Origin of the sequence: Fodinicurvata sp. EGI_FJ10296, assembly GCF_040712075.1 — a bacterium.
GTDB lineage: Bacteria > Pseudomonadota > Alphaproteobacteria > DSM-16000 > Inquilinaceae > JBFCVL01.
On the sequence record NZ_JBFCVL010000003.1, the window covers coordinates 109,608 to 136,560 of the forward strand.

Sequence of the window (26,953 nt, forward strand, 5' to 3'; positions counted from 1 at the left end):
TAGGCGCGGTTCGCGTTTCATCCGTGGGAAGTTTCTGCACCAGATCCCGGGTCAGCAATGCGTCACTCCGTGCCGCACAGCACCCGGGAATTGGTCAGGGTGGCGGCTGGTCCGGGACAGGGATTTCGTGCGGCATCGCGGCCTTTTCCCCTCACCCCCCGAACAGCGCCCAGACCACGGTCAGGGCGAGCAGCAGCAGCAGGCCGACCAGCCCCACCACGCCCCCAAGGCGTTTCTGCGGCTGTGCCGCGCCGCAGTGCTGGCAGGTCGCGGCATAGCGGTTGACCGGTCGGCCGCAGCTAAGGCAGTGGGTCGGGCGCGTCATCAGTCCGGCGCCAGTCTACGCGACATGGTCCAGCCCCAGGCGCACGAAATAATCGGTGCAGGCGTCAATGGCGTCGACGTCACAGTATTCGTCGGTCTGATGCGCCATGGCCATGGGGCCCGGCCCCATGATCAGCGTCGGCGGGTTGCCGCAGGCCGGTTTCAGGACGGAGGCATCGGTGAAATAGGTCGCGGTCTCGACCGATGGCGACCGGCCGAAATCCTGCGCCCATAATTCAAACGCCCGCTGCATCCAGGGCGTTTCGGGATCGGTATAGACATGGTCCATGTCGGTCAGTGTCGTGAAACGCGCCGCCCCTTCCAGCACGGCATCGAGCTGCATTCGCGCCTCGGCGTTGGTCTGACCGACGACGGTGCGGATATCGACACCGATTTCGGCGGAATCGGGCACGGAGTTGATATTCAGCCCGGCTGACATGGTGCCGACATTCAGGCTCAGCCCGCCCATCACGGGGTGGGGCGAAACGCCGAAGGCGAACTGCTGCAGTTTCGTCACCGCCGCGCAGGCCTTGAAGATCGCGTTGTCGCCCTTTTCCGGCATCGAGCCATGAGCGGTAACGCCCTCGAAGCCGAGCGTCAGCCACAGCGCGCCCTTGTGCCCGACCATCGGGCGGTTGTCGGTCGGCTCGGCGACCACCAGTGCCCCCAGTTGCGGCAAAGCGCCCGGCGTCCGGGCCAGATGCATAACACCCTCGCATCCCGTTTCCTCACCGGCGCTGATGACAAGCACGACGTCGGCGCGCCGGCCGCTGCGCTGGGACAGCGCCAGACCCGCAAGCACGCAAGCGGCGACACCGCTTTTCATGTCGCTGGATCCGCGCCCATACAGGCGCCCGTCGCGCACCTCACCGGCAAACGGGTCGACCGACCATGGGGCACGGCCCAGTGGCACCGTGTCGACATGACCGGAATAGGCGATCGGCGCCCTGTCGGCGGGACCATCGGCCGGCAGCGTCGCCACCAGGCTGGGCCGTCCGGGCGCGAACTCGTGAAATGCCAGATCGAATCCGGCAGGCTTCAGCAGACCGGCGATATGCTCGACGCAAGGACGCTCGTTGCCCGGCGGGCTCACGGTATCGAAGGCGAGGAGGTCGCGGGTGAGGGTCAGTCCGCTCGGCGCCGTCGTCATATCGAATTCTCCGTCTTCGTTATTGCCGCCGCCGGCCGCTAGCGCAGGTGGCAGGCCGCCTGATGGCCGGGCGCGACTTCCCGCAGCAGCGGTTCCTCTTCGAAACAGCGCTTTACGGCATAGGGGCAGCGGGTGTTGAAATGGCATCCTCTGGGTGGATTCATCGGGCTGGGGACGTCGCCCGTCAGGATCGTGCGTTTGCCGCGCCGGCGCGGATTGGGCAGCGGCGCCGCCGCCAGCAGGGCTTCGGTGTAGGGATGCTGCGGATTCTTGAACAGGCTGCGCTTGTCGGTGATCTCGACGACCCGACCCAGATACATGACGGCAATGCGGTGGCTGATGTGTTGAACCACGGCCAGATCATGCGCGATGAACAGGTAAGACAGATTGAACTCTTCCTGCAGGTCCATCATCAGGTTGATGACCTGAGCCTGAACCGAAACGTCCAGCGCCGACACCGGTTCGTCGGCAATGATCAGTTCCGGGTTCAGGGCCAGCGCCCGTGCTATGCCCAGCCGCTGGCGCTGACCGCCGGAGAACTCGTGCGGATAGCGATGGAGAAAGTCCTGGCGCAATCCGACGCGCTCGAAGAGCGCCGCCGCCCGCTCGGCCCGTACCTTTGCCGACGCCCCCTCGGGATAATTGCCCAGCGGTTCGGCAACGATGTCCCGCGCGCGCATGCGCTGATTGAGCGAGGCATACGGGTCCTGAAAAATGACCTGCATCTGGCGCCGATACGGATGCATCTGCGCCCGGCTGAACCGCGTGATGTCGTGCCCGTTCAGCCGGATCTCGCCCGATGTCGGCTCGATCAGCTTCAGGATTGTCTTGCCCGCCGTCGACTTGCCGCAACCGGACTCTCCGACCACGCCCAGCGTCTCGCCCCGGGCGACGGAAAAGCTGATACCGTCGACGGCATAGACGCGCGCGGACTCCCGCCCGAACAGGCCGCTGGTGATCGGGAAATGCTTTTTCAGGTTGCGCACGTCCAGCAGCGGCGGTTCGGGCGCGGCGGCGCCCTGTGCGCGCGGGCCGGTCGTCGCGTCGATGGTTTCGGTATCCATGCTCATAGCGTCCACTCCGGCAGGCGATCGCTTTCCCAGCAGGCGGCCAGATGTCCCGGCTTCTTCTGTTCCAGTGGCGGATAGGTTTCGCGGCAATGGTCGCGGACGAAGGGGCAGCGGTCGGCAAAGGTACAGCCCGCCGGCAGATCCGACAGCGCTGGCACGATACCGGGGATTTCAGTCAGCCGATGCCGCCCGCCGTCCATTTCCGCGGCCTCGATGCGCGGCACCGATGTCATCAGGCCGCGCGTATAGGGATGCAGCGGACGGTCGAACAGGGTGTAGACATCCGCCTCCTCGACCTTGCGGCCGGCATACATGACCAGCACGCGGTCGGCCATTTCCGCGACCACGCCCAGATCGTGGGTGATCAGGACGATCGCCGTCTTCAACGTGTCGCGGATCTCCTCCATCAGCGCCAGGATCTGCGCCTGAATCGTCACGTCCAGCGCCGTGGTCGGTTCATCGGCGATCAGCACCGACGGATTGCACGACAGCGCCATGGCGATCATCACGCGCTGGCGCATGCCGCCGGAAAGCTGGTGCGGGTATTCCTGAACGCGCCGATGGGGCTCGGGGATGTGCACCAGCTTCAGCATCTCTTCGGCGTGGGCGAGCGCGGCCTTCGGCGGCATGTGCTGGTGCAGCATGATGGCTTCGGTAAGCTGATCGCCGATGCTCAGCACCGGGTTCAGCGAACTCATCGGATCCTGGAAGATCATCGAGATGTCGTTGCCGCGCACCCGGCGCATTTCCCGCTCGGACAGTGTCAGCAGATCGCGGCCCTTGTACAGAATCCGGCCGCTGGCGAACCGGCCGGGCGGCCTCGGCACCAGGCGCATGATCGACAGCGACGTGATCGACTTGCCGCAGCCGGACTCCCCGACGACACCCAGGATCTCGCCGGGTTTGACGGAGAAACTCAGCCCGTCGACAGCCTTTACAACGCCGTCACGGGTGTCGAACCAGGTTCGCAGGTCGTCGACCTCCAGCACCGGTTCGTCGTTCTGCGTCGCGTCGTTTACGTCGCCGCTCGTCGACAGCAGCGTCGACGGGGAAGAATTCGCCATGAATGTCGGACCTTTCACCTGTTCGTCACGCTGTCGTCAGACGCGCCGCGCCATGCGGGGGTCGAGGCTGTCGCGCAGGCCGTCGCCGAAGGTATTGATGGCGAAGACGGTGATCGCGAGGAACAGCCCCGGAAACAGGATGATTGCGAAGTTCGAATGAAAATACATGCGTCCTTCGGCCATGATGTTGCCCCAGCTCGGGATCTCCGGCGGCGTGCCGGCGCCGACAAAGCTGAGATAAGCTTCGAAGATGACCGCTTGCGCGCAGATATACGTGGCCTGGACGATCAACGGCGGCACCGCGTTGGGCAGGATGTGCCGCAGCAGGATCTTCCAGGTCGGCGTTCCCGATGCGACGGCGGCCTGAACGAACAGCTGATCGCGCAGCATCAGCACGACCGAGCGCACCAGCCGCACCACCCTCGGCACCTCGGGGATGGTCAGCGCGAGGATGACGTTGGGCACGTTGCTGCCCCACAGCGCCACCAGCGCAATGGCCAGCAGGATCGCCGGGATCGACATCAGCGCATCCATCAGCCGCATGACGACGGCGTCGACATGGCGGTTGAAACCGCTGGCAAGGCCGATGGCGAGGCCGAGCACGGTTGACAGGAACGCGACGCTCAACCCGACCACCAGCGAGATCTGGCCGCCGTGAAGGACCCGGCTGAACAGATCGCGGCCATACATATCGGTGCCGAACCAGTTGCTGGCGCTGGCGCCCTGCAGCCGGTCGATGGCGTTCTGCCGCAGCGGATCCGCGACGCCGAAATACGGCCCGACGAACGACGCGAACGCCATGATGAACAGCACCACCAGGCCGAACAGCATGGTCGGATTGCGGCGCAGGCCGTCGCCCATGGAGGCGAAGGTTTCGGCCACCCGGCTGGACACCGTCAGGTCCCTTGTCTCGGCGCTCATGCGTTGGCCTCAGTACCGGATGCGGGGATCGAACAGGACATAGCTGAGATCCACCAGAAGATTGAGCAGGACATAGGCGAAGGAGAACACGAGGATCACGGCCTGGATGACGGGATAATCGGTCCTGAGCACCGCATCGACGGTCAGCCGCCCCAGCCCGGGGATCGCGAACACGCTTTCGGTCACCACCACACCCCCGATCAGCAGCGCGACGCCGAGACCGATCGTGGTCACGATCGGCACCATGGCGTTTTTCAGCGCGTGCTTGATCAGCACCTTGTGTGTCGGCACGCCCTTGGCATAGGCGGTGCGGATATAATCCTCGTTCAGCACTTCCAGCATCGTCGCCCGGGTCATGCGCGCAATCAGCGCCATGTAGACAACCCCCAGCGTGATCGCCGGCAGCGTGATATGAAGCAGAAATTCCCATGGGTTGACGAACAGGCTGGTATAGCCCTGCACCGGAAACCAGCCGAGTTGCATCGATCCGCCGGCAATAAGGAAATAGCCCAGCACGAAGACCGGCATCGAAAAGCCCATGACGGCAAACGCCATGACGATCCGGTCCAGCCAGCCGCCCGCCTTCCAGGCGGCGATGACACCCAGTGGTATGGCGCAGGTGACCGCGATGGCGATCGTGCACAGGGTCAGCAGCAGCGTCGGCTCCACCCTTTGACCGATCAGCCGGGTGACCGGCAGGCCCGAATAGATCGAGGTGCCGAGGTCGCCCTGCAGCAGCGAGCCCAGCCAGCTGCCGAACTGCACGATCAGGGGCTGATGAAGCCCCAGCTGACGGCGGATCTCCTCGACCTCTTCCGGTCCGGCGAAGTCACCGGCGATGATCACCGCCGGGTCGCCCGGACTCATATGGAGCATCAGGAACACGAAGACCGCCACTATCCCCATGATGGGGATAGTGGCCAGGACGCGTCGAATGACATAGGCAAGCATGCGGCTTTGTTACCCTTGTCTGGTCATGGAGTGCGACGGCGCCCTATGGGTCTTCATCCGGGGGGTCATTCGACTTCGATGTTCCAGAAGAACGGCACCGGCGTGTTCATGACGCCCGTCACGTTATCCCGATAGGCTGTCGGCTGATAGTACTGACCGGTCGGGATATAGGGGACGAAGTCGTACAGTTCCTGCTGCAGTTCTTCCACGACCGCCATCTGGGCGTCGAAGCCCTCGGCCCGGGCGAAATCGTCGCGAAGCTGTTCGATCGTTTCGTTCTCGGGCCAGCCGAACCAGGCATCGTCGCCGGAACCGGAAACCGAGATGTTGCTGATCGGGTTCAGCTGATCGACGGCCAGCCACCAGGTCGGGAAGATGTTCCAGCCACCCTCCTCCGGCGCCTCGCGAACGGCCCGGCGCGAGGTCATGGTCGCCCAGTCCATGGCGACCAGCCGTACATTCATGCCGATTTCGCGCAGCGCCTGCGCCGTGACCAGCGCCTGACCGTGGGCCACGGGAGTGTCGGTCGGATCCAGGATCAGCACCTCGCGGCCATCGTAATCCGACTGTTCGAGCAGCGCGCGCGCCTCGTCCAGGTTCTTTTCCTCAAGCGGCTCGCTGCCGACATCCGTTTCGTACGGGCCGCCGCACATGAAATAGGCACCGCAGAATTCCTCGAAATATTCCGGATTGCCCAGGATGGCGTACATGTAATCGCTTTGCTGAACCGCCATCATCAGCGCGCGGCGGGCGTAGACGTCATCGAAAGGCGGGTGCAGGAAGTTCGGCCGGATGACGCCCTGCGATCCCAGAGGATCGATCAGCTCGATGTTGATCCCCGAGTCCTGTTCCAGCATCGGCAGAAGATCGACCGGCGGTTCCTCGTAATAATCGACCTCGCCGGCCAGCAGCGCCTGGGTCGCCGTGGACGCATCGGGGATGTAATGCCACTCGACCCGGTCGACATTGGCAACCTTGCCGCCGGCCGCATAACTGGCGGGTTCGTCGCGCGGGACATAGTCCTCGAAACGCTCGTAGACGACCCGGTTGCCCGGCTGCCATTCCTCCTCCACGAAGCGGAACGGGCCGGAGCCGATAACCTCCTCGATCTGCGTGTTGGGGTCCGTCTCGGCCAGGCGTTGCGGCATGATGAACGGAACGTTCGACGAGATCTTGCCCAGCGATTCCAGCACCAGGCCATACGGTTCAGACAGCGTCAGCGTGAATGTCAGGTCGTCCACGGATTCGATGGAGTCCGTGAAATCCATCAGCTTCTGGCCCATGCCGTCGCGCGCCGCCCAGCGCTCCAGCGACGCGACCGCATCGTCCGCGGTCACCGGCGCGCCGTCGTGGAACGTCATGCCTTCGCGCAGGGTGAAGGTATAGACCAGACCGTCGTCGCTCACCTCGTGGGTGTCGACCATCTGCGGCTGCACTTCGAGATTTTCGTCCAGGGCGAACAGCGTGTCCCAGACGAGATAGCCGTGATTGCGCGTGATATAGGCCGTCGTCCAGATCGGGTCGATGTTGCGCAGATCGGCGTGCGGCACGATGCGCAGAACGGACTCCTCGTCATCCGCCACCGCGGGTGTCGCCAGCGTGGCCGCCGCGACCAGCGGAACGGCAAGCAAACTCGCGCCCAGCATGGTTCTCAGGCCAGACGAGGGAGTCCGACTGCGAAGACTGTACGTCATAATCCGCCTCCTTGTTCGTTTCGTTCTCATTGAACCTGGCTGGCAATGAGGAGCCTTCGCCCCCTGGTTGCCGACCCGATCCCGGACGATCGTTCATCGAGTTTCTCATTCACCCGTACCATCGTACCGCGACATGATGCAAGTCACTTTCCCGCAGGGCAATGCCATTGACAAGCAGCGACCGGCACCGGTTATTTTGCCGACTGCAGGTCCGCTTCTGCGGGGCCGACACCCATGACGACCGCAACCGGGGCAATGGAATGAACCGCGCTTCAAGGGCCGAAAGCCGGGATACCGGGGAGGATGAAGGGGTCGTCGAGGGGCCGGTGGGCGAAGCGAATCCGCCCGACGCCATCGATATCGGAACACGGCTGAAGCATGCGCGCCGGGTGCGTGGATTGAGCCTCAAGGAGGTTGCATCCAGCGCTGGCTGTTCGGAAGGCTATCTGTCGAAGATCGAGAACAACAAGGGCGCACCGTCCCTGACCATGCTCCACCGCATCGTCCGGGTACTCGGCATCAATCTGGGATCATTGTTCGAGAACGCCGACAAGCCGCCGGATGCCGTGCTGCGCCAGGGCCGCCGGCCAGTGGTCGATCTCGACCCGCTGCGCCGGGGCGACGGCCTGAAGCTGGAACGCATCGTGCCCTATTCGGAACGGCACCTGCTCCAGTGCAATATTCATATCATCGAACCCGGCGGCGGCAGCGACGGCCAGATCCAGCACGAGGGCGAGGAGGTCGGCTATGTCCTGTCAGGCCGGATCGAACTGCACCTCGACACCGAAACCCATATCCTGACGCCGGGCGACGCGTTCTATTTCCCGTCGGTGCGGCTGCACGGATACCGCAACATCGGCGACGACGAAGCCCGCATCCTGTGGGTCAACACACCGCCGACGTTCTGACAGAACCGTCAACCGGCGGGGAACGGGCAAACCTGTCCCCGCGCCCGACGGCAGGCGCTGATTCAACGCGGTGTCAAAGCGGCAGATCCATGATCAGCGCGTGATACTGGGCGCCATAGATGTCGCTGTCGGTCAACGATCCCGATGAAGCCGCACGCGGGAACGTGATCTTAACGGCGTTCGCCTTTTCATAGAAGATGACGGCCACTGCCCCTTTTTCGCAGTGGAGCAGGGTTTCCAGCTTTTCGGCCCCGAACAGATCGCTATTCCTGAACCGTTCGAAATCGGTCTGGTCCTTGAAAATGACGTCGATCGTCGCGAGGAAAGCGCCCGCGTTCTTCGATCGCACCGTCGTGGCAACATCCTTGAGGCGCGGCATTCGTCACACTTCCGAAAAGGTGATGGGGAAAATTTCGCAGGGATCGTCCAGTTCCATCGCGTGCCAGAGGGAGAATTCCCAGGCCGACCCGACGGAAATATCGGATGGAGAGAATGGCATCGCCAGATTGCCGGAACTCGAAAGGCGTCCCTTGAATTCCGTATGCATCCCGATGTACCGGGCCTTTGCGAGTACGGAAGCGGCAATTTCCTCCGTCCGGCCGACCACGTCGAGCACAAGACCGAGTTCGTGTCCCGGCTCGCTTCGCCGCGGTTCCAACGGGCCCAGGACGCCGTCCAGCCCGTAGCGCCGGATCGTTAGCGTCCAGTCGGAGTCCGCGATGCCGAGATTGCGCGCTTCGGTGACCACCCTGTCGTTCATGGCATCGCAGAAAGAGTGAATTTCCTCGATCAGCCGGCTGTCGCGAATGCCGGCAATCATGATCGACCGGTGGCCGACACACCGCACACCTTCCAGTTTGACCGTGTATTTTTCCGCCCGATTGTACTGCGACCCGGTCACCCGGACCCGCCGGTCGTCCAGCGCGGTATAGGTGGCATCACGGGTATCGACCACGCCTGACGGCTCGATGAAATCGTATGGCGAGGGGTTCTCGTACAAGGTATGGGCGGCGACGCTCTCCGGCGTGCATCGCTTGTCCGGGTGCCCGGGCTCGACCTCGAATCCGTCGTCGTCCAGGTGGCCGATAACGCAATCCTGACCGATCTTGGGCCGGACGATCGCTCCGCCGCATTCGATGGTCTTGCCCAGGTGCCAGGCCGGGCCGGCGGGATACCCCTGCATAAGCGGTATTGCCGCGAACAGCGCACTGTCGGAACACCGGCCGGCCAGAACGACATCCGCACCACCGCGAAGCGCGGCTTGCAGAGGCTCCGCACCCATCATGGCGACCATGACATCCGTTTGGTCAAGCGTCTCCGGCGTCAACGGCGGGACGTTCTCCAGAGGCCGTATCCGATCCTGCTTCAAACGTTCGGCCACGAGATCCCGATCCGGCACCGATGAGATCACCGCCAGTTTGAAATGCAGGCCGCGTTCGGCGGCGATTTCACGGATCAGCCGCTCCAGAATGGCGACATGGGGTGTCGCACCGCCACCGCCGGCCGATCCGATGATCACCGGCACGCCGACGCGACGCGCGCCTGCCAGCATGATCTCGAGATCGCGCCGCAGCGCCTGTTCGGAGACGTACGGCTTGCCGGCACCGAGATACCATGGACCCGGGTCCATGGAACCGGCATCACAGGCGATGAAATCGATGCCTGATTGCAATCCGGCGTCAAAAGCCGTTTCTGTAAAACCGTATCCAAGGCAGCCTGAGACGGCCAGCATTCGAATGCCGCGTTTTTCGCTCACGGTGATCTTCTCCCTATGGGGCATTGCTTTGTGGAACTGGACTGGGAGCCTCGCGGCTTGAACGCCAATACTGCCAGGCGACGACACCCCCTCCGACAGTAAGACCGATCATGTCCGTCGCAAGGCCCGGATAGAGCAAGGCCCCGGCGGCGACAAAGGCGGCCAGTCGCTCGGCTGCACTCATCGGCCGGATCAGGCATCCGAAAGTCGCCGCGGCAATCAGGCAGGCGCCGATCGCCGCCGTCATGACGGCCCATGCCACGCCGCCGGCGCTGCCGATGAACAGCAGCTCTTCGTGAAAGACGAACATGTACGGGACGATGAATGCCACGATCGCCAGTTTGCACGCGGTCACAGCCGTTCGCTGAGCGCCCGACCCCGCGATCGCCGCAGCCGCATACGCCGCCAGCGCGACCGGCGGCGTGATGGCCGACATGACGGCGAAATACAGGATGAACATATGGGCCGAGATCTGGCTGGCGCCCAGATCGATCAGGGCCGACGCGCCCAGCGACGCGATGAGAATATAGGCCGCGGAGGTCGGCATGCCCATTCCCAGTATGATGCAAGTAACCATTGCGATCATGAGACCGAAGAGAAGATATCCACCGCTGAAATTGACGATCATGCTGGAAAAACGAAAACCGACGCCGGTTTGCGTGAACGCGCCTATGACGATCCCTGCGCAGGCGCAGGTGACGCCGATCTGAACGGATTGGCGTGCGCCCCGGATCATGGCGGCAACGACGCGGCCGGGCGTCAGTCTGTGCTCGCGCTTCAGCCACGAAACCGGTATCAGCATGACGATGGCGGCGAAACAGGCGTACATCGGGGTATAGCCGGAAATCAGCAAGGTCAGCAGCAGCGCGATCGGCGACAGCAGAACGCCTTTGCGGATCAGCAGCGCCAATGCGCTCTCGGTCTTGTCGCCGGCATGGATGCCCAGATTGTCGCGCACGGCAATGAAATGCACGGCAGCGAGTACGGACAGAAAATACAGTGCCGCCGGAATCGTGGCATGGCCGATGATCGAGACATAGGGAATGCCCGTATTTTCCGACATCAGAAATGCCGCAGCCGCCATGACCGGGGGCATGATCTGCCCGCCATTCGACGCCGCTGCCTCTAGCGCGCCCGCCATGTGGGGCTTGTAGCCGGCGCGTTTCATCAACGGAATGGTAAACGTGCCCGTCGTCGCCACATTGGCGACGCCGCTGCCTGAGATGGATCCGACAAAGGCACTTGCAAGGACCGTCGCCTTCGCCGGACCACCGCGCGTCCTGCGCGTCGTGGCAAAGGCAAGATCGGTCAGGAATTCGCCGATCCGCGAGACTTCGAGAAAGGCCGCGAACAGGATGAACAGGACAATATAGGTCGACATCACCGCAATCGGCGTTCCGAATACGCCTTCGAGCTGGAGCGCCTGAAAGGAAATGATCTGGTCGATGGAAAAACCGCGATGGGCAAAGGTCCCCGGCATCGACTGACCGAAATAGGTGAACAGCAGACCCAGCATGGCCAGCATCGGGATGATCATTCCGACCGCACGCCGTGTCGCCTCGATGACCACCACCATGATAGCGCCGCCCGCAACCAGGTCGGTCGTCGTAAAGCGGCCGGCCCGTCGGACGAAGGCATCGAAATCCCACAGGATATAGCCGCACGCGGCGATCGCCACCGTCAGCAGTATGGCGTCGATCGTCGTGCCCAGCATCCGGCCGGGCACCCGAAACGGATAGATCAGGAAGCAGAGCGACAGCAGAAACGCCACATGAACGGTCCGGTGCCACTGTGCCGGCGGCGTGCCGAAATATCCGGTCCACAGGTGATAGGCCGCCATGGCGAAAGCGATCGCTGCGATAATCCAGCCGCGCCGCGTATTCTCGATCACGCCTTGACGAACGGGCGACAACGATCGGAGCCAGTCCTGCATTTTTGCCGAAATCATCAATGCCCCATCCCGGCGCGGCGCGGCTTTGCTGGCGCACCGCGCCGTCCGGATTATGACGTGTCAGATGTGACCGTCGTCGATCTGGATCAGTCGATCTGGATCAGTCGATCTGGATCAGTCGATCAGCCCGGTTTCCCGGAAGTAGCGCTCGGCGCCTGCATGGAACGGTGCATTTTCCATTCCGTCCATGGCAGTTTCCGGCGTGATGCCTTCCGCCGAGGCATGGACCGAAGCCAGCCGATCGCGATTTTCCAGCAAGGTCCGGGTGATGTCGTAAACGAGATCTTCGTCGAGATCGCCGTTCACGATCAAAGCCGTCGCCACCGTCAGAACGTCGACCGGCTCGTCCTGGCCTTCGTAGAGGCCGCCGGGCAGTTCGGTGACATAATAGGCCGGATAGGCGCTGGTGATTTCCTCCAACTTGTCGTCGGCGATCGGCAACAGCCTGATCGGCTGGGTCGAGGCGAGATCCATGAAGAACGCCGCCGGTGCGAAGGTGATCGACCCGTGCCAATCCAGATGGCCGTCCTTGATCAGGTTCACCGCTTCGCCGGACGAGGTGTAGTTGATCTGCCCGCCAGCGGCTTCGATGCTGTCATAAGACAGGCCATGCGCGTCGAGCAGGATCTGGGTCAGGATTTCGCCGCCGAAGCCCACCTGACCGGGGGAAAGGCGCGCGTCGGCAAGGTCCTCGACCGCCTGTATGTCGCTGGAAGCCGGCACGCCCATCTGGAAGTACAGCGGGAACATGCTGAACATGACTTCAACATTGTCGTATGACCCTTCGTCGAACGGCGCCTCGCCGGCCCAGGCGGCGAACGGGTCGGTGGCGAAAACGAAACCGATCTCAGCGGTGCCGTCACGGACGTCGCGAACGTTATTGGCCGATCCGCCCGGCGTTGCGGTGACATTGATGCCGTCCAGGTTCTCGTTCAGCACTTCCGCCATCGCGCCTGCCAGCGGATACCACGACCCGCCGGTACCGCCACTGGTGATCGTGATGAATTGCGTCTGTGCGGCTGCGGTGCCCGCACCGAGCAACAGTACGGCGGCAGAAGCCGTGCTCAGCAGTTTCGTATTCATTCAATTACCTCCTGTCCTGAAGTTGAAAGATTGTTTGGGCCGATTCCGCCCCCGCGGCGGACATCAGCCAGCGAGCGACGGCGAGAATCCGCCGCTCGGCATGGGGTTTGCCGACGATCTGCATCCCGATGGGCAGACCGTGCCCGTCGACGCCGATGGGGATCGACGCAACCGGCAGGCCGAGATAGCTGAAAGGTCTTGTCAGCCGGGTGATTTTGGCAACGACCTCGAACACGGCATCGCCGCGCTCCATATCGGCGTCGACACGGTTCGGAATTTCGACGGGAATCGTGGGGCAGACGAGAACATCGGCTTTGGCGAACGCGGTTTCGATCACGTTCCTCAAGATGCGGCCGCGAAGTGTCAACGCCTCGGCATAGCGCTGCGCCGGGATCAGAAATCCCGGTTCGGTGCGCGTATAGACGGCCTTGCTGTAGGACTGCGGCGACCGCGCCATGCTTCTGGCGTGCAGCGTTGCCGCCTCCACCTTGGATATTGCATCGCCCAGCGCATAGGTCAGCGCAAGATGTGGCAGGTCGACGTTTTCGCGGATTGTCAGACGCTCGCCCAGCAGCGCGATCGACCGGCCCCATGCGTCGGCAATCGGGGCATCCAGATCGCCCAGAAGGCTTGGGGCGATAACACCGATCCGGGTCGCGGTCGGCATCAGCAACCTGCCGCTGGCCGCATCGCGCTCATCGACGGCCGATCCCGCGATGACGGATGTCACAGTCATCGCATCCTGCGCATTGCGTGTCAGCGGCCCCACGCAATCCAGGCTTTGAGCGCGCGGAAACGTCAGGTCCGCAGGCGCCAGGCCGTATGTCGGCTTCAGCCCGACGCACCCATTCGCCGAAGCCGGCAGCCTTATCGAACCGCCCGTATCAGAGCCGAGACTGGCAAACACCACACCGGACGCCACCGCCACGGCTGAACCGGACGATGAGCCGCCGGAAATGTAATCGGGATTCCAGGCATTCAGGCAATCGCCGAAATGCGGATTCTGTCCCGTCGGGCCCGCCACCATTTCGCTGAGATGCAGCGTGCCGATCGTGATGCTTCCCGCCGCTTCCAGCCGTTCGATCGCCGACGCCGTCCCACGGGCCGTGCGCGGCAGGTCGACGATGGATCCAACGGTCGGCGTGTAGCCGTCGATGACAAAGCAGTCCTTGTGTGCCATGGGAATGCCATGCAGCGGCCCGCGTCGATCGGCGGGAAGCGCGTCGAGCGCGTCGGCCCTGGCAAGGGCGCGGTTCGTCCATATCTGAAGAAACGCGTTATGCGATGCCGTGATCTTCTCGGCCCGTGCCAAAGCGGCTTCCGTTATGGCCCGCGCAGAGATATTTCCCGCTCTCAAGCGCAAAGCCGCGTCGGCCATCGAGCCATCCAGCAGCTTTTCAGCGTCGCCGGTGCCCGCCGTCACAGGTCCTGCCCTTCATCGGCCATATCCACCAGCGCAACGCGGAAATCATCGATGCGGTCCCATGGCTCAAGCATTTCCGCAGACGCGTCGCGGATCCGGTCGTTAATCGCCTGGGCCTCACGCTCGGGCCGGCCGGTCGTCGCGCGGCTCGTGATGCCGTGCCATTCGGAAAGGGCGTCGGGCGTCGTTTCCATCATTGATTCCTCGAAGCAGCTTTCGCGGCCTTGATGGGCGCGAAGCGCCGGCCGCCGATGCGGGTCGCCAGGGCGTCGCCCTGTTCGACAAGTGAACACAATGCAGCCTCGCGGCGCTTGCCGGTAAGGCGCTCGCTGATCGCCAGACAGCTCAGCGCGGCGATCGGACGGCCGCTCTGATCCAGGATGGCCACTGCCAGGGCGCTCATGCCGGCCACGATGTCGCCGGCGCTTTCGGCAAAGCCGTTTGCACGGGTGGTCGCCGTCAACGACCGCAATCGATCCTTGGTGAAGGAAGGAAACGACTGTCGCGCCGCCTCGTCTTCCTCGATAACGCGCTCGACCGCCGCATCCGGCATGGCAGCCAGCAACGCCATCGAATGTGCGCCGCAACCCAGTGGCCGTGTCACCTTTACCTTCAGGTTCATCGGCAGAATTGGATGGTCGCCTTCCTCGCGCCCCACCACGCGGGCGGTCCGGCCGAATGGCACCGACAGGATCGAAACGTCGCCGGTTACCTCGGCAATCCGCAGGAGACAGTCGCGGCCATGGGTCGTCAGGGAGTGGCGCTCGGTTGCCGCCTCGCCCATCAACCAGGCCTGAACACCGAGCGAATATCCCAATGGCGTCACCTGGACCAACCCTTCGGCACACAGCGCCTGGGCGATGCGGCGTGTCGAACGCTCATTTAGCCCGACCGCATCTGCCAGGGCGGACAACCGCCAATCAGCCTGCGGATCGCTGGCGAGCGTTCTGAGAATCGCCGTAGCCCGGGCAATTGATCGCAGCGACGTATCGGCAGGAGAGGACGAATGCATGGCACCGTTCCGACTATTCTTGTGCGTCGAGAATGAGAAACGGGGACCAGCGAGTCCAGTAAATGCCGATTTTTCTGTCGTAACAGGCGCACAGCGCCGGCAATTCGACTCTGGGGAGCATTCGATGCCATGGCACTACTGCCTGACGCGGTCCAATTGCGCAGCATCTCGCCTTGTCGAAGATGCCGAGAACCTTCGGGTTTTGTCACCGGGTTGGAGAGTGGTCGAGCCGAGGCAGTTTGATTTTTTGGGGGCCGTTCGGGGCGCGGCGATGATGAAACTGCGCCACAGCGAAAGGATCGCGCGCCAGATGGACGCCATGCACGGGGACGCCCTGCTCGTGGATGGTGGCCTGGCTTTACAGGGATTACTGCGCCGGGCTGGCCTGATCGCCGCCCTGATGCATGATCCATTTGGCGACTGACGCGCCGACGGTATATTTCGGGTCGACCATGTTGCCCAGCCGCGCCTTGCCGCATTGCGTCAGCAACATATAGGCGTCCATCGTGTCGAAACCGAAATCCGCCGCTGCCCACCGCACCAGTTCGCGATAGGCGATACGGGCCGCATCCTCCAGCGGGCGGGCACTGCCGATCGCCATGTAGAAGTCTTTGGTTTCCAGGCGCGGCCAGGCGATATCCAGACCCTTGATCAGATCGACATGCAGCGTGGTCGTGGTCGCCTGCTCGATCGCAACACCGCACAGCTCGCCGTCGCCCTGGATGGCGTGGCCGTCGCCAAGATAGAGGAAGGCGCCGGCATGATGGACCGGCAGATAGATGATCGCGCCGGGGGCGACATCCGGCAGATCCATGTTGCCGCCATAATAGTCCGGCTGGAGCGAGGTGATGGCCTCGATTTCCGGCGACACGCCAATGGTGCCCAGAAACGGCTCGTAAGGCAGCGTGATCCGGTCCGACCAATAGACGCCATTCTCGTCGACATTCACCTTCTTCACCCGTTCGGGCAGCGGTGCATTCAGCAATGCGGTTGCCGTCGTTCCGGTCAGCCCGCCGAATTCCGGAACGAGCGCGGTCGTCCCACGCGGCTGCGGGCCGCGCGGGGCGATGGCGTGTATATGGACGGCGAGCACATCGCCCTTCTCGGCGCCGGTGACGCGGATCGGTCCGCTTTGCGGGTTCAGGAACGGCATCTTCAGCTTCTCGCTGGGGCGGTCCTGCTCTGTCTTCAGCTTGCCCTCGAAGGCGTCGACGGTCTCGACCGAAACAACATCGCCGGGATCGATCTCCAGCACCGGTTCGGCATAGGGGCCGTAGACATAGTGATACGTGCCGGCCTGAACGGCGTCGGTCAGTTCATGGCGGCGTCCCGGCACGCCACCGGCAACACCCTGCCGCGCCATGATCGAGGTCCTGAACCAGTCAGCGTCGGCCATCCGCCACCCCACCCGTTGCCCTTGTTGCAAGCCGGTTCCGGGCGTTTCCCGCCACTGGACGAACCGGAGCCTATCAGATCAATCTGCCACCTGGACAGACACGACGACACGGCGACCCAGCGCCGCCAGAGCCTGATCGACCTCTTCCATATAGCAGCGATTGTGGAGATCGAGCAGCCGATCGACATAGCTTTCCGGGCGGTCCAGCCGATTGGCCAGCCCCGCCTTTCCGATGCAGCCTTCACACAGCGTTTCATAAAGCGCCAGCTTTGCGGCTACGATGGCGGGCACCGTCACCGTTGCCTGATTCTCATCGGCAAGCGACGGAACCGGCAAGGATTCGCCCATCTCGATGCAGAAATTCAGGGCCGTTATCAGCGCATCGGCTGCCCGATGATTCAGGTCAGTCAACCGTTCCGCACCATTGATCGCCTCGGGAATATCCGGAAAGCGGGTTACGAAAAAGCCGTTGCTGTCGACCTCGACGGTGCAGGGATACGCGTAGCGCCCGATCATCTTGTGCCACTCCCGCCATTGAAATCGGAGTATTCAAACCATATCACAGTATGCACCGATTACCTTTCCGCGAGAAACACAAAAACAACAGCCTTGGGTAGCACCGACCGCTCCTGGTTTCACGGAGCCCAAAACACGCTTTCCCCAGACGTCAGCGACCCTCATGTTCGGCTTTGAGCACCTCGATGTCGATCTTTTTCATCGCCAACATGGCCTGCATTACCCTGGCGGATCTGGCGGGGTCCGGATCCGCGAGAAGCCTGGGCAGGATCCGCGGCACGATCTGCCACGAAACGCCGAACCGGTCCTTGAGCCAGCCGCAGCGCTCGGCATCCGGCACCGCCGACAGGCCGGACCAGTAATGATCGACCTCCGCCTGGTTATCGCAGCCGACCATGAACGAGACCGCTTCGGTGAAGCCGAAATCGTGAGCGGCCGCACTGTCCATTGCCATGAATGTCTCGCCCGCCAGCCTGAATTGAGCATGCTTGACCGTTCCGGCCGGATCGGGACCGCCATCATAGCGCAGGATTCCGTCAACGGCCGTGGGCGCGGTTGATGACGCGGCAGGCGACGTGCTGAAAACAGCCATGTAATGCTCCATCGCTGCTTCGGCCCGGCCGTGTTGGGCGCCGACGAACAGCAGGGACGGGCAGATGGCCTGATGCCCGACCTCGGCGCAGTCGCCGAGCGCGATCTGCCACGACACGCCATAGCGATCGCTCAACCAGCCATATTTCTCCGACCAGTCATAGCGGTCGAGCGGCATCAGGACGGTGCCGTCGGCGACCAGCCCCGACCATATTGCGTTCACCGCCTCTTCCGTTTCCAGGGTGACGAAGAACGATATCGCAGGGGTGAAACGGAAATGCGGCCCGCCGTTCAGCCCCAGCATGTCGTATCCGGCCAGGGTGAAGGGCACCGTCATGGCCTGTCCTTCCGGCTGGCCATGCACCTCCTGACCGGTCTTGCCATAGCGGCTCACGGTGCCGATTGCGGAATCCGGGAACAGGGAGGCGTACAACCGGGCGGCGTCTTCGGCTTCCCGGTCGAACCACAGATGGGGCGTGATTTTCTGCATCGGATGCTCCCTCACGGTCGGCATCAACTTGCGTTGTCGACTATATTAGTTGATATCAACGCTATAGATCGCGGTCAAAGATTATTGTGGCGCGGCCGATCCGGCCACGACCGACGCCCGGACGCAGCCTTCATTAGCCTAGACGCAAAGCATTCGACACCACCGGGCCGAAACTGAGGCTCCGTAGATTTCAACTGACGGGGCGGGGTTCGACCTCCCGCTCAATGGCCGGACCGGCTCAGGCTTCGGCCTTTGATAACGAGTAGGCTGACTGAGCATTCAACCAGAACCGCGCCGTCGTTCCGAAATACCGCCCGAACCGCAACGCGGTATCGGCGGAAATCTCCTGCCGTCCCCGGATGATGTCATTGATCCGATTGGCCGGGACGTTCAGCTGTCGCGCCAGTTCGGTACCGCTCAAGCCCAGCGGCTCCATGAATTCCTCTTTCAGGATTTCGCCTGGGGATGTGCGCACGGGCATATGTCCCTCTACCTTTGCACCGGATGCCGCATAACACCTGTTGCGATTCAGGTGCCAAGCAACGGCAACCATGGCTGGCCGTCCACGGATGATACTATCGCCTCAGCGTTTCAAGGTGTCTTCCATTTCCCTGCGGAGGATGGCGTTAATGCGCGTCTGGTATCCCGGCCCTTGCGCACGCAGCCATGCAAGCACATCGGCATCTATACGGACGGTGGTCGACGCTTTCTTCGGCTTATAGAACGGGTTGCGCACCGCTTTTCGCCAGAAATCATCCGACAGTTCCGGGATATAGGACGTATCGATCTCGGCATCTGTCTTCGCTTTCAGCGCCTCGAGCTCAGCCTTCTGATCGTCGCTGAGCACCGGTGGGTTCTGGGGGTCCATCGTGACCTTAACGTCGTTCGCGCTCATAGCGTTTCACCTCATGGCCTGTGGCTCGTCGGGCCGAAATAATTCGAATGCGTTCGATCGCATCATCGTCAGCAACTGTGTGGGCAACCAGCAGCATCACGCAGCCGTTTACGAGCCCGATAGTTTGCCAACGATATTCGCCATTTTCGATCCGTTCCATTTCAGAGACGGCGAACGTGCCGCCCGCTTCCCGCTCGGCCCCCAGCACCTGAGCGCCACGAAAACCGCCCCTCGGGGATCGGACAGGGTGATTGGAAACGGCGCTTCGGCCATGCCTTGATCGTAGAAAGCAAGAATATCGTCGCCGGTCATCCCCATCTGAAAGCCAAGCCCTAGACCTTAACCACTCGCCGGAACGATGCCCGAGAGACCCTGCGCGACGCAAGAGACAGCACGGCCGAGGAGGTCATGCCGCCGAATGAGGGGATGATCATGCGGGTCACCTGACCCTCAGACCAGATCGTCACGATCGACCTTCAATGCCCCGACGATGGCTTACGAAGCCGGTGAAAAGCCGTCAGCGAGCCCTACTATTCTATCGCTCGCATCCTCTTATTGATCCATAATATGCGACGACCACCATCGACCGCGAAACAGGGTATACGCCGAGAATACGGATGGTAATATAGGACTAGATTAGAGGCAACGATCGACCGAAGTCGTCGCTATAGATAACTCGGCGAGCCAGAAGATGTCTTATTGAACAAAACGGCATATCATGGTATGTTTTTGGCGCCCTATTGAGGGAGAGTTATAGAGAATTTTTGGAAATTTTTATTTTTATCCTTACCAGAATTGAAAATCTCTCTTCATGCCCCATCTCTACTATTGAGCTACGAAAGGTTGTCAACGAAAATGTGTAAGATAAATTACGTTTTTATTATATTTTTTGCGTTAGTTTTCCATTTTCAATCTTTAGCAGCAGAAAACCTGACTCACGATATTGATCGGCGGTTTGCTATTTCCTTGACTTCCGAAGCCCGAGAGATGGCTCGCGAAATAGACGATTCAACTGAACGAGCTATGGCCCTCACAACTATTACCACTGCACATGCCAATCTGAATGATTTCTATGTAGCTCTGAAATCCATCTATGACATTCGAAATACACACGTTCGCGAGGAATTGCTGAGAGATATTGCTATCACACAGGCTGAAGCAGGTTTTATGCTGGAAGCTTTGACGACAATCCGAACAATCGAAAGTTCTTGGCCCAAGGCATCAGCTTTGATAGCCATTGCTGAACAACCTCAAAACGGCGATCAATGGACTTTTCTACGCCCAGATCTTATCACAGAGGCCTTAGAAGTTGCCCGCCAAATCGCATCTCCGCTCCACCGCAGTCAGGCTCTCAGCAAATTCGCTCTCACACAAGACAATACTCACCTATTTGAAGAAGCTTTGGACGCAGCCCGAGGCATCGAGACGGAAGGTGATCGGAGCATAGCGTTCGCAGCTATCGCTTCTGCTCAGGCGAAAGCTGGCTTATTCCATGAGGCTCTGAACACAGCCGACGACATTGTTGACGCACTATGGCGAGCACAGGCGCTTGGAGATATTGCCGCTAGCCGATCCGACCCAAGTGTTTTCATAGAAGCTCTGCAGCTAGCAAGAGGAATAGAAACCGCCACTAGTCGATCTTTAGCGCTCCAATTCATCGCTAGCGCACACAACGACCGAGAACTTTTTATCGAAGCACGCGACGCCGCACTAGATATCGCATTTGAAACTAGTCGCGAGATGGCGCTGAGCGATATAGCAACAGCCCAAGCTAATGCTGGATTCCTAGCTGACGCCCGACAAACAGCCAGTCAAATTGAAACTGAATTTTATCTCGGTTGGGCGCTTGGAGATTTGGCATTTGCGCATTCACAAGCAGAACTTCACAGCGAAGCACTGCGCATGATTCAACAATCAAGTAAACCACTGAATCAAATCATCGTATTATCGGCAATCGCTAGATCGATAAATTATAATGACGACAATATCGAATATTAATTCAAATTATTATTTAGTGTATTAGCCATTGTAGTCTATAACTATGTAATGATTCCGTTTTGTTTTTATGTCCAACTTTCATCCTCGGACCTCGGAGATTAAAAAAAATTTGTGTCCAATACTGTATGCTGTTCAACACACCGGCTTCAGAGACCATTGCATAGGTCCAATCCTTGGGAAGGGACGTACTTTTTATCTCAGAATTGTGGAGTAGGGTCTACAGGGCTTCCTTTGACATAAAATGCGCGTTAGTCTCGGATGACCAGACCGGAACTCCCATCGGAATTTCATTGGTAGATGTATCAGCTCTATGGCTCTGAACAGTGCAATACTAATTCAAAATTAATTTGTTATTTAATTCTCAGATAACCGCAGAAAGAACGAGAACAGCATTGACCACACCAAAAAAACACCACTTTGTCCCTCAGATGTTGTTAAGGAATTTCTGTGATGTTGACGGGAAAATATGGCATTACAATAAAAAATTTGGAAAAAGGCGCGTTATTTCCGCCAATCCTGAGAGTATTTTTTTCAACACGAATTTATATAGAATAGAAACCGGGCAAAACAATGATCTTTCAGCCGAACGCTATTTTTCCCATATGGAAGGGCTGGCGAAACCGGTCATTGATAAAATGTGCATATCTGCTCGCAACGGAAAAATACCAGCTCTTACGGATGAAGATAAAAAAATTTGGAACATGTTTCTATTTTTGCAATGGAAAAGGACTCCAGATTCATTGAGCGAACTAAAAGAAAACGTCGATATGGAAGTATTAATCAACGACTGCATCAACGATTTTGGCAAAATTTACCGTTCACTTGCAGACGAGGAACGAAGGAATTATTTCACTACAAATGTAAAACAACGTATGAGCAATAATGCTTGGATAATGGCGATCGGCCACTTTGGCCCTGAAGTTGAGGCGGCTATTCGCGACATGAGCATTGCGATCGCGGTCATTCGGAAATCAAAGAAAAGCTTCATCATCGGTAGCAGGCCAGTAGCCAAACTAACGCCGCCAAGCACAAGCCATCTAGGGCATCCGGGCGTAGAGGTGTGGCTTCCAGTCGCCTCCGACGTCGCAATCGGCATATTTGCCGGAAAAGGAAAAGACTTGGTCATCCAGCTAAATGACTTCGAATGGCTTCGAGAATTCAATTTTAGTATATATATCCAGTCAACTGTGATCGCAGGACGGTCAGAGCGTCTTGTGAAGTCTTTGATTACAGCCCGATGAACCCTCCATCATACGGCGCCGCTCCTGATATTTCTGAACAGCCGATTAAATAGCACCTATTTTAAGGCCATGCCTCCCTGTCGTAGCTGACAATGAAAGCGATTTGGAAGGCAAGCCATCTTGGGTGTGTGGAAATCATGTGTGGAAGGCGAGGGTCTGTCCCCCGCTTTTCTGTTTTAAATCAGTCAGTTTGCGGTCGCGCAAAAGGGTGGCGGAGAGAGAGTCCTACCTATAGTTGCTATATGTCATTGATTTTTCGCCATTTTCTCCCGTGCCGCGACGCGCCATGGTACACGGTATTGTACACAGTGCGCGGAGATCACCGTGAATGACCATAGACGAATCGCGAGCGCCACCGTATGTCCGCCAACCTGCGGCAGCGCTCGCCACCCGATCACGATACAGCCTGACCACCCTGACTTTCAAGCCAGCCCACGATATCGTCCAGACGCCAACCGACCGCCCGGCAGCCGAGCGGCTGTTGCCGCGGGAATGTCCCCAGCTTCACGTGCTTGTAGATCGTCGGCCGCTTGAGGCCGGTCATTTCTTCGACCTCGGATATGCGCAGCATCCGCGTCACGGGTCGGCGGGGCTTTTCCGCGAGCCCTTCCATCTGCAATTCTTCCAGTATCATTATGCCACCTCCTGACAGCCCGTTGCGCTCGCTTCCCTGCCCCCTTGCCTGCCGGCCGGACAACACGACTGGCCTAGATGCTCGGCCAACTGAATCACAGCCCGCAGATGCACGGGGTCTGTGATGGCGCTTACCGCCCGCGCCGCCTCCAGATTCGGCAGGGGATGCGGGAATTCCTCCGCTCCGGTCGATCCCGGCAGCAACGCCGCGGGACGCACGCCCAAAACTTCGGCCAGCCGGACCAGCCGACCAGCAGAGATCCGGTTGGACGCCCGCTCGTATTTCTGGATCTGCTGAAACGTCACACCAACGAGATCTCCCAACCGTTGTTGCGACACCCCAGCCATGACCCGGTAAACCCGCAACCGCCGCCCGACTTCGACGTCGATCTCGGCGGGTGACAGGTGTGCATCCGGGGGACGCCGGTGGGTCGGCGCCTCGATCGTCTGCAATTCCATTTCTAACCTTTCTGATTCGGTATGTCGGCTTCGAGGATGGCGTAGCCCGCTTTGGTCAGCGTCCACATCACTCCACCCGGCTCGATGCCGCGCTCCGCCGCGAACGGATCCTCCAGCGCCTGCTCGTCGACGGGCATCAGCTGGATCAGGCCGGCTGCTTCCATCCGGTCGGTGAGCGTTTCCCTTTCCGGGAAATTGTCGGCGTCACAAAACGCGGACCGGTGCCGGCGCAGGTCCTCGGCTTCCACCTCACCGCCCGCCATCGCGAACCCTCATCGGCATCATGACCGCCTGAAATCCGATGGGGTCGACCGGCAACACCTGAAATGATCCCGTTCCGATCACTCCGGCGTTGAAAGCCAAGTTGACGCGTTTCACGCCGTGCAGGCTGTCGAGGATCCGGCTCATGAGCGTGGGGTTGACGCCAATGCATCGGTTCTCGCCTTCAAGCAAGTCGGTGTCGGGCCGGCAATCCAGAACGGTCGACACTTCCCCGCCGTCCTGGCGTTTGGCGCGCAGCACGGCTGTGTCGCCCTCGAACGTGATGGTGACCGAGTGGGTCCAATGGTTTTGGGTATTCGAAGCCGTCCGCAGCAGGTCGATCGCCTGGCGCAGGCGCCCCCGGTCGAACGTCGCCATTTCGCGGTTATCGGGAATGACCTTCCGATAGTTTGGAAAGGTCCCGTCGATGCACTTTGTGCGCACCGTCACGTCGCCGATCGTCCAGACGGCTACCGGCGTTCCTTCGGCAACAATCTCGGATTCGGACCCGTATTTCGGCGGCGTCATGTGGATCGCGAGACGGACGGGCGCCCCCCGCCGCCGGCGCGCGATCTGCAACACGGTCCCAAGGGCCACGTGCGGCAGGATCACGCCGGACGTGTTGCCGGAAGCGGTCGGCATCTCGCCAGCACTCCCGGGCAGATCAACATCGGCAAGGCCCATCACGTGGCCGGTGGTGGCCACCAACCGGTATGCGCCTTCTTCCCCTTGTTCAAGATATACGCCGTTCAGATAGTACCGGGTGCTTTCAATCGAGATATAGGTTTGGAGACGCCGCAACGCGGTCAGGACCCCGTCCCCCAGATCGGCCGACCAGACCGGGCTGTCGTCGTACCGGGCAAATGCTGGGAACTCTTCTCCGGGAATGGTCTGAGCCTCGATGTCGAGGCGGCCGCAAATGATTCCACAATGTTGGCTGCTATCAAGCGGTGACAGTTTGACGGATCCGCCGCCGCTGCCGCGCATGGCCTTGGCAAGGCTGCGGGGGTGACCGATGCAGCAATCGGGCGCCCAGCCGTTCATTGTCGGCACGATCGATGTTTCGACTTCGTGGTCGATATCGGTGGCGACCATGGCCAGCCGATCGCCGTCCCGCCGCAGCCGGACGGTTTCCAGCACAGGTACAACCGCTTCACGATCAATGGCAGTCGCGGCTGTATCGAGACCCGCCGAAAATTCCTTGGCGTCCAGGATCATGCTCATGTGTTGCCTCCATTTTCTGGCCGTTCGGATCCGTGTCCCGCGCCCGACCGCTCAGAGAGCAGGGTGTCGACGTTGGCGAGGTGCGGCGTAAAGGTTATGCGCCACACCCAGTCGTTTCGGTCCCATGCACCAGGGCCGTGGATGCCCTCCCACATCTCGGAGAACCCCTCCCGGTAGGAGCCGTTCACCGACGGGTCATAGGATCGGTTGCGGCAAAGCTTGATGGAGCTGGAGTATTGAGGCGCACCCTCAGCAATCGCATCCGCCTCGCTGATGTCCTGGACGCGCTCAAAGCGCACGTCCGTCACCCGCAGCGTGAGGCGACTGACCCAGCGTGGCATGTGTAGAGGCGTTACCATTCCCTTTCGGGCGGCCTTGGGAAATCGCCAGTCGCCCACATCGACATCGCAGTCCTGCAGGTGGATTTCGGAATCGTCGGCGGCGTACCTAATCCGAAGATCCCAGTTCGAATAGCCCTGCAAAGGGCGCCACGTCTCGCGAACCCAGAGCAGGTCACCGGGTCTTAAAGTCGGCTTGCCCAGCCATTGGCTCAGCACGCCCACTTGGTTTGGGACGCAGTCAGCCTGCCAACTCAGCAGGCCTTCGATGAAGCGAAAACCGCGAGCGTTGTTGAGGGCAGCCGTCATCATCGCTTCATCAGGCCTGACGTATCGCCCATCGAAATCTAATCCGCCCGTCCAGATGCGCAGATTCTGTGGCGATAGAATCCGCCTTGTCTGCGTCTTGCGCTTCTCCTGGATCGCTCGAGCCATCGGGCCGTTGAAGGTGATCGGCTTCGTCGCGACTCCGCTCATGATTGCCCCCACCTGTTGCCAAGCTTCCCCCTGACCAGCCGGCCAGTCCCCCGGCCGGATCGCCTCCGGCCGCCGCCGGGGGCTCGTGGCCGGTGGCTGTTGCGCGTTGATTCAGGCGTCGCCGGATAGGGATCGGGATATCCCAGCGGGATCAGGGCTTCGCCGATCTCGCTGTGGCGGACCTGGAACGGTCCGTGCGGTATCCAGGCCGCCGGCTCGAGGCCGTTGGTCCAGATGCGGTTGAGGATCCGGAGAGCCGCATCGGCCGCACCCAGCCGGCCGGCGACCTCGCGCAACAGATCGGCCGATTTGTTGCAATCCGCCCCCCGCATCCGGCGTTCCAGCTCGGCCAGATCCGCAACAAGGGCATCGGTCGGCCGCTGTTCCGGCCCCGGTGGTATCGGCACCGGCTGCATCAGAAGTCACCGATCGCGGTGACGACGGAATCCTCATCGACGATCAGCTTGCCGCCCCGGCAGTAGAGCGCGAACAGCGTCCGATGATGATCCTTCCAGCTACCCAGACGGGCGGATTTTTCCATGTCGACGCCGTCGAGAAAGAGCGCGCCGATTTTGCCGTCATCCCTGACCAGCGCGCGCACCTCGCAGCTGTGCCTTTTGACGTCTTCGCCCTCATCAAGACGCACCCAACGGGACCCGTACTCTGTCTCACCGACGTCGCAGGTGACGTAACTGCCGAACCGGTCGCTCTCGCCCTCGAGCCGTGTCACCATTTCCTGGACGATCTCGCTCAGCTTCACCTCGCCGGCGCCGATACCGAGGATCTCATCCAGCTCGATCTTCAGCCGCTCGTTGATGGTCGCATCCATGTGCTCTTCGACCTTCGCCTGAACGACGGCCGAGACCATGTGGCTATAGGACGGGATGGTCAGGTCGCCCACCTCGAGCGCGGCCCCGACCTGTTTTTGTATCTGCTTTCCGATGTCGCCATAGCTGCGCAGCGCACTCTCGACGGTCTGCTTGATCAGCGCCTCAACATTCTTGGCCACGATGCCCCGCACGGCGTCGTCGGTGGTCTGGCGCTGGACCTCGTCGATGACGATATTGGCGAGTGGCTTGTTGGTCTGGACAGCCGGGGCCGTTTGCGTCTCATCCATGGGACACATC

30 protein-coding genes are annotated in these 26,953 nt (G+C 60.9%); 3 read left to right on the forward strand and 27 right to left on the reverse strand.

Going from position 1 to position 26,953, the window contains the following annotated elements:
• Positions 1–151: 151 nt before the first annotated feature.
• The 7 genes from ABZ728_RS06650 to ABZ728_RS06680 form a co-directional block, all read right to left on the reverse strand.
• Positions 152–325 carry a hypothetical protein gene (locus ABZ728_RS06650; protein WP_366655259.1) on the reverse strand — a complete coding sequence of 58 codons (174 nt, stop codon included), beginning with the start codon at positions 323–325 and terminating at the stop codon, positions 152–154.
• 15 nt (positions 326–340) lie between these two features.
• On the reverse strand, positions 341–1,474 hold the full coding sequence (locus ABZ728_RS06655; protein WP_366655261.1) for a M20 family metallopeptidase: 1,134 nt from the start codon (positions 1,472–1,474) through the stop codon (positions 341–343).
• 38 nt (positions 1,475–1,512) lie between these two features.
• A complete protein-coding gene (locus tag ABZ728_RS06660) occupies positions 1,513–2,544 on the reverse strand; it encodes a dipeptide ABC transporter ATP-binding protein (RefSeq protein ID WP_366655262.1) in 1,032 nt (343 codons plus the stop codon).
• On the reverse strand, positions 2,541–3,608 hold the full coding sequence (locus ABZ728_RS06665; protein ID WP_366655263.1) for an ABC transporter ATP-binding protein: 1,068 nt from the start codon (positions 3,606–3,608) through the stop codon (positions 2,541–2,543). The genes ABZ728_RS06660 and ABZ728_RS06665 overlap by 4 nt, the downstream gene beginning before the upstream one ends.
• A 36-nt stretch (positions 3,609–3,644) precedes the next feature.
• On the reverse strand, positions 3,645–4,529 hold the full coding sequence (locus ABZ728_RS06670; protein ID WP_366655264.1) for an ABC transporter permease: 885 nt from the start codon (positions 4,527–4,529) through the stop codon (positions 3,645–3,647).
• 9 nt (positions 4,530–4,538) lie between these two features.
• A complete protein-coding gene (locus ABZ728_RS06675) occupies positions 4,539–5,480 on the reverse strand; it encodes an ABC transporter permease (RefSeq protein WP_366655265.1) in 942 nt (313 codons plus the stop codon).
• Positions 5,481–5,545: 65 nt separating this feature from the next.
• The gene (locus ABZ728_RS06680; RefSeq protein ID WP_366655267.1) at positions 5,546–7,174 is read right to left on the reverse strand and encodes an ABC transporter substrate-binding protein; all 1,629 of its coding nucleotides are present in this window, start codon (positions 7,172–7,174) and stop codon (positions 5,546–5,548) included.
• A gap of 260 nt (positions 7,175–7,434) precedes the next feature.
• Here ABZ728_RS06680 and ABZ728_RS06685 point away from each other — a divergent pair, with 260 nt between their 5' ends.
• Complete coding sequence (locus ABZ728_RS06685; protein ID WP_366655268.1) at positions 7,435–8,082, forward strand: cupin domain-containing protein; 648 nt, start codon at positions 7,435–7,437, stop codon at positions 8,080–8,082.
• 73 nt (positions 8,083–8,155) lie between these two features.
• On the opposite strand, the gene ABZ728_RS06690 is transcribed toward ABZ728_RS06685, so the two are convergent.
• The 13 genes from ABZ728_RS06690 to ABZ728_RS06750 all read right to left on the reverse strand — a co-directional run bounded on the left by ABZ728_RS06690 (position 8,156) and on the right by ABZ728_RS06750 (position 19,403).
• Positions 8,156–8,461: a DUF4387 family protein gene (locus ABZ728_RS06690; RefSeq protein ID WP_366655269.1), complete on the reverse strand. Its 306-nt coding sequence runs from the start codon at positions 8,459–8,461 to the stop codon at positions 8,156–8,158.
• A 3-nt stretch (positions 8,462–8,464) separates the two neighbouring features.
• Positions 8,465–9,838 (reverse strand): acyclic terpene utilization AtuA family protein, encoded by a 1,374-nt coding sequence (locus tag ABZ728_RS06695; protein WP_366655271.1) that lies wholly within the window; start codon positions 9,836–9,838, stop codon positions 8,465–8,467.
• A gap of 13 nt (positions 9,839–9,851) precedes the next feature.
• Positions 9,852–11,786: a TRAP transporter permease gene (locus tag ABZ728_RS06700; RefSeq protein WP_366655272.1), complete on the reverse strand. Its 1,935-nt coding sequence runs from the start codon at positions 11,784–11,786 to the stop codon at positions 9,852–9,854.
• A 117-nt stretch (positions 11,787–11,903) separates the two neighbouring features.
• Positions 11,904–12,872 (reverse strand): TAXI family TRAP transporter solute-binding subunit, encoded by a 969-nt coding sequence (locus ABZ728_RS06705; protein ID WP_366655274.1) that lies wholly within the window; start codon positions 12,870–12,872, stop codon positions 11,904–11,906.
• Positions 12,873–12,876: 4 nt separating this feature from the next.
• Positions 12,877–14,295: an amidase gene (locus ABZ728_RS06710; protein WP_366655276.1), complete on the reverse strand. Its 1,419-nt coding sequence runs from the start codon at positions 14,293–14,295 to the stop codon at positions 12,877–12,879.
• Entirely contained in the window at positions 14,292–14,492 is a 201-nt protein-coding gene (locus ABZ728_RS06715) for a hypothetical protein (RefSeq protein WP_366655277.1), read from the reverse strand. The genes ABZ728_RS06710 and ABZ728_RS06715 overlap by 4 nt, the downstream gene beginning before the upstream one ends.
• A complete protein-coding gene (locus ABZ728_RS06720; RefSeq protein WP_366655279.1) occupies positions 14,489–15,307 on the reverse strand; it encodes an IclR family transcriptional regulator C-terminal domain-containing protein in 819 nt (272 codons plus the stop codon). The genes ABZ728_RS06715 and ABZ728_RS06720 overlap by 4 nt, the downstream gene beginning before the upstream one ends.
• A 367-nt stretch (positions 15,308–15,674) precedes the next feature.
• Positions 15,675–16,703: an acetamidase/formamidase family protein gene (locus ABZ728_RS06725; protein WP_366655281.1), complete on the reverse strand. Its 1,029-nt coding sequence runs from the start codon at positions 16,701–16,703 to the stop codon at positions 15,675–15,677.
• Between the two features lie 78 nt (positions 16,704–16,781).
• A complete protein-coding gene (locus ABZ728_RS06730; RefSeq protein WP_366655282.1) occupies positions 16,782–17,219 on the reverse strand; it encodes a hypothetical protein in 438 nt (145 codons plus the stop codon).
• Between the two features lie 151 nt (positions 17,220–17,370).
• Positions 17,371–18,300 carry a VOC family protein gene (locus ABZ728_RS06735; protein WP_366655283.1) on the reverse strand — a complete coding sequence of 310 codons (930 nt, stop codon included), beginning with the start codon at positions 18,298–18,300 and terminating at the stop codon, positions 17,371–17,373.
• Between the two features lie 238 nt (positions 18,301–18,538).
• Complete coding sequence (locus tag ABZ728_RS06740; protein WP_366655285.1) at positions 18,539–18,775, reverse strand: HigA family addiction module antitoxin; 237 nt, start codon at positions 18,773–18,775, stop codon at positions 18,539–18,541.
• A 108-nt stretch (positions 18,776–18,883) separates the two neighbouring features.
• Positions 18,884–19,195 carry a BrnA antitoxin family protein gene (locus tag ABZ728_RS06745; RefSeq protein WP_366655287.1) on the reverse strand — a complete coding sequence of 104 codons (312 nt, stop codon included), beginning with the start codon at positions 19,193–19,195 and terminating at the stop codon, positions 18,884–18,886.
• Complete coding sequence (locus tag ABZ728_RS06750) at positions 19,176–19,403, reverse strand: BrnT family toxin (protein WP_366655289.1); 228 nt, start codon at positions 19,401–19,403, stop codon at positions 19,176–19,178. Before ABZ728_RS06750 ends, ABZ728_RS06745 begins: the two co-directional genes overlap by 20 nt.
• A gap of 647 nt (positions 19,404–20,050) precedes the next feature.
• Here ABZ728_RS06750 and ABZ728_RS06755 point away from each other — a divergent pair.
• Both ABZ728_RS06755 and ABZ728_RS06760 read left to right on the forward strand, forming a co-directional pair.
• Positions 20,051–21,193, forward strand: a complete 1,143-nt coding sequence (locus ABZ728_RS06755; RefSeq protein ID WP_366655290.1) for a hypothetical protein — start codon at positions 20,051–20,053, stop codon at positions 21,191–21,193.
• A gap of 392 nt (positions 21,194–21,585) precedes the next feature.
• The gene (locus ABZ728_RS06760; protein WP_366655292.1) at positions 21,586–22,434 is read left to right on the forward strand and encodes a DUF4238 domain-containing protein; all 849 of its coding nucleotides are present in this window, start codon (positions 21,586–21,588) and stop codon (positions 22,432–22,434) included.
• Positions 22,435–22,828: 394 nt separating this feature from the next.
• On the opposite strand, the gene ABZ728_RS06765 is transcribed toward ABZ728_RS06760, so the two are convergent.
• Genes ABZ728_RS06765 through ABZ728_RS06795 form a run of 7 tightly spaced genes read right to left on the reverse strand, consistent with a single transcriptional unit; the run spans position 22,829 to position 26,943 of the window.
• Complete coding sequence (locus ABZ728_RS06765) at positions 22,829–23,068, reverse strand: AlpA family phage regulatory protein (RefSeq protein ID WP_366655293.1); 240 nt, start codon at positions 23,066–23,068, stop codon at positions 22,829–22,831.
• Positions 23,068–23,526 (reverse strand): helix-turn-helix transcriptional regulator, encoded by a 459-nt coding sequence (locus tag ABZ728_RS06770; RefSeq protein ID WP_366655295.1) that lies wholly within the window; start codon positions 23,524–23,526, stop codon positions 23,068–23,070. Before ABZ728_RS06770 ends, ABZ728_RS06765 begins: the two co-directional genes overlap by 1 nt.
• A gap of 2 nt (positions 23,527–23,528) precedes the next feature.
• Positions 23,529–23,789, reverse strand: a complete 261-nt coding sequence (locus ABZ728_RS06775; RefSeq protein WP_366655297.1) for a hypothetical protein — start codon at positions 23,787–23,789, stop codon at positions 23,529–23,531.
• Entirely contained in the window at positions 23,776–25,011 is a 1,236-nt protein-coding gene (locus tag ABZ728_RS06780; protein ID WP_366655298.1) for a hypothetical protein, read from the reverse strand. Before ABZ728_RS06780 ends, ABZ728_RS06775 begins: the two co-directional genes overlap by 14 nt.
• Positions 25,008–25,826, reverse strand: coding sequence for a hypothetical protein (locus ABZ728_RS06785; protein ID WP_366655299.1), 819 nt, complete (start codon positions 25,824–25,826; stop codon positions 25,008–25,010). Before ABZ728_RS06785 ends, ABZ728_RS06780 begins: the two co-directional genes overlap by 4 nt.
• A complete protein-coding gene (locus tag ABZ728_RS06790) occupies positions 25,823–26,242 on the reverse strand; it encodes a hypothetical protein (protein ID WP_366655300.1) in 420 nt (139 codons plus the stop codon). The genes ABZ728_RS06785 and ABZ728_RS06790 overlap by 4 nt, the downstream gene beginning before the upstream one ends.
• The gene (locus ABZ728_RS06795; protein ID WP_366655302.1) at positions 26,242–26,943 is read right to left on the reverse strand and encodes a hypothetical protein; all 702 of its coding nucleotides are present in this window, start codon (positions 26,941–26,943) and stop codon (positions 26,242–26,244) included. Before ABZ728_RS06795 ends, ABZ728_RS06790 begins: the two co-directional genes overlap by 1 nt.
• Positions 26,944–26,953: the final 10 nt, after the last annotated feature.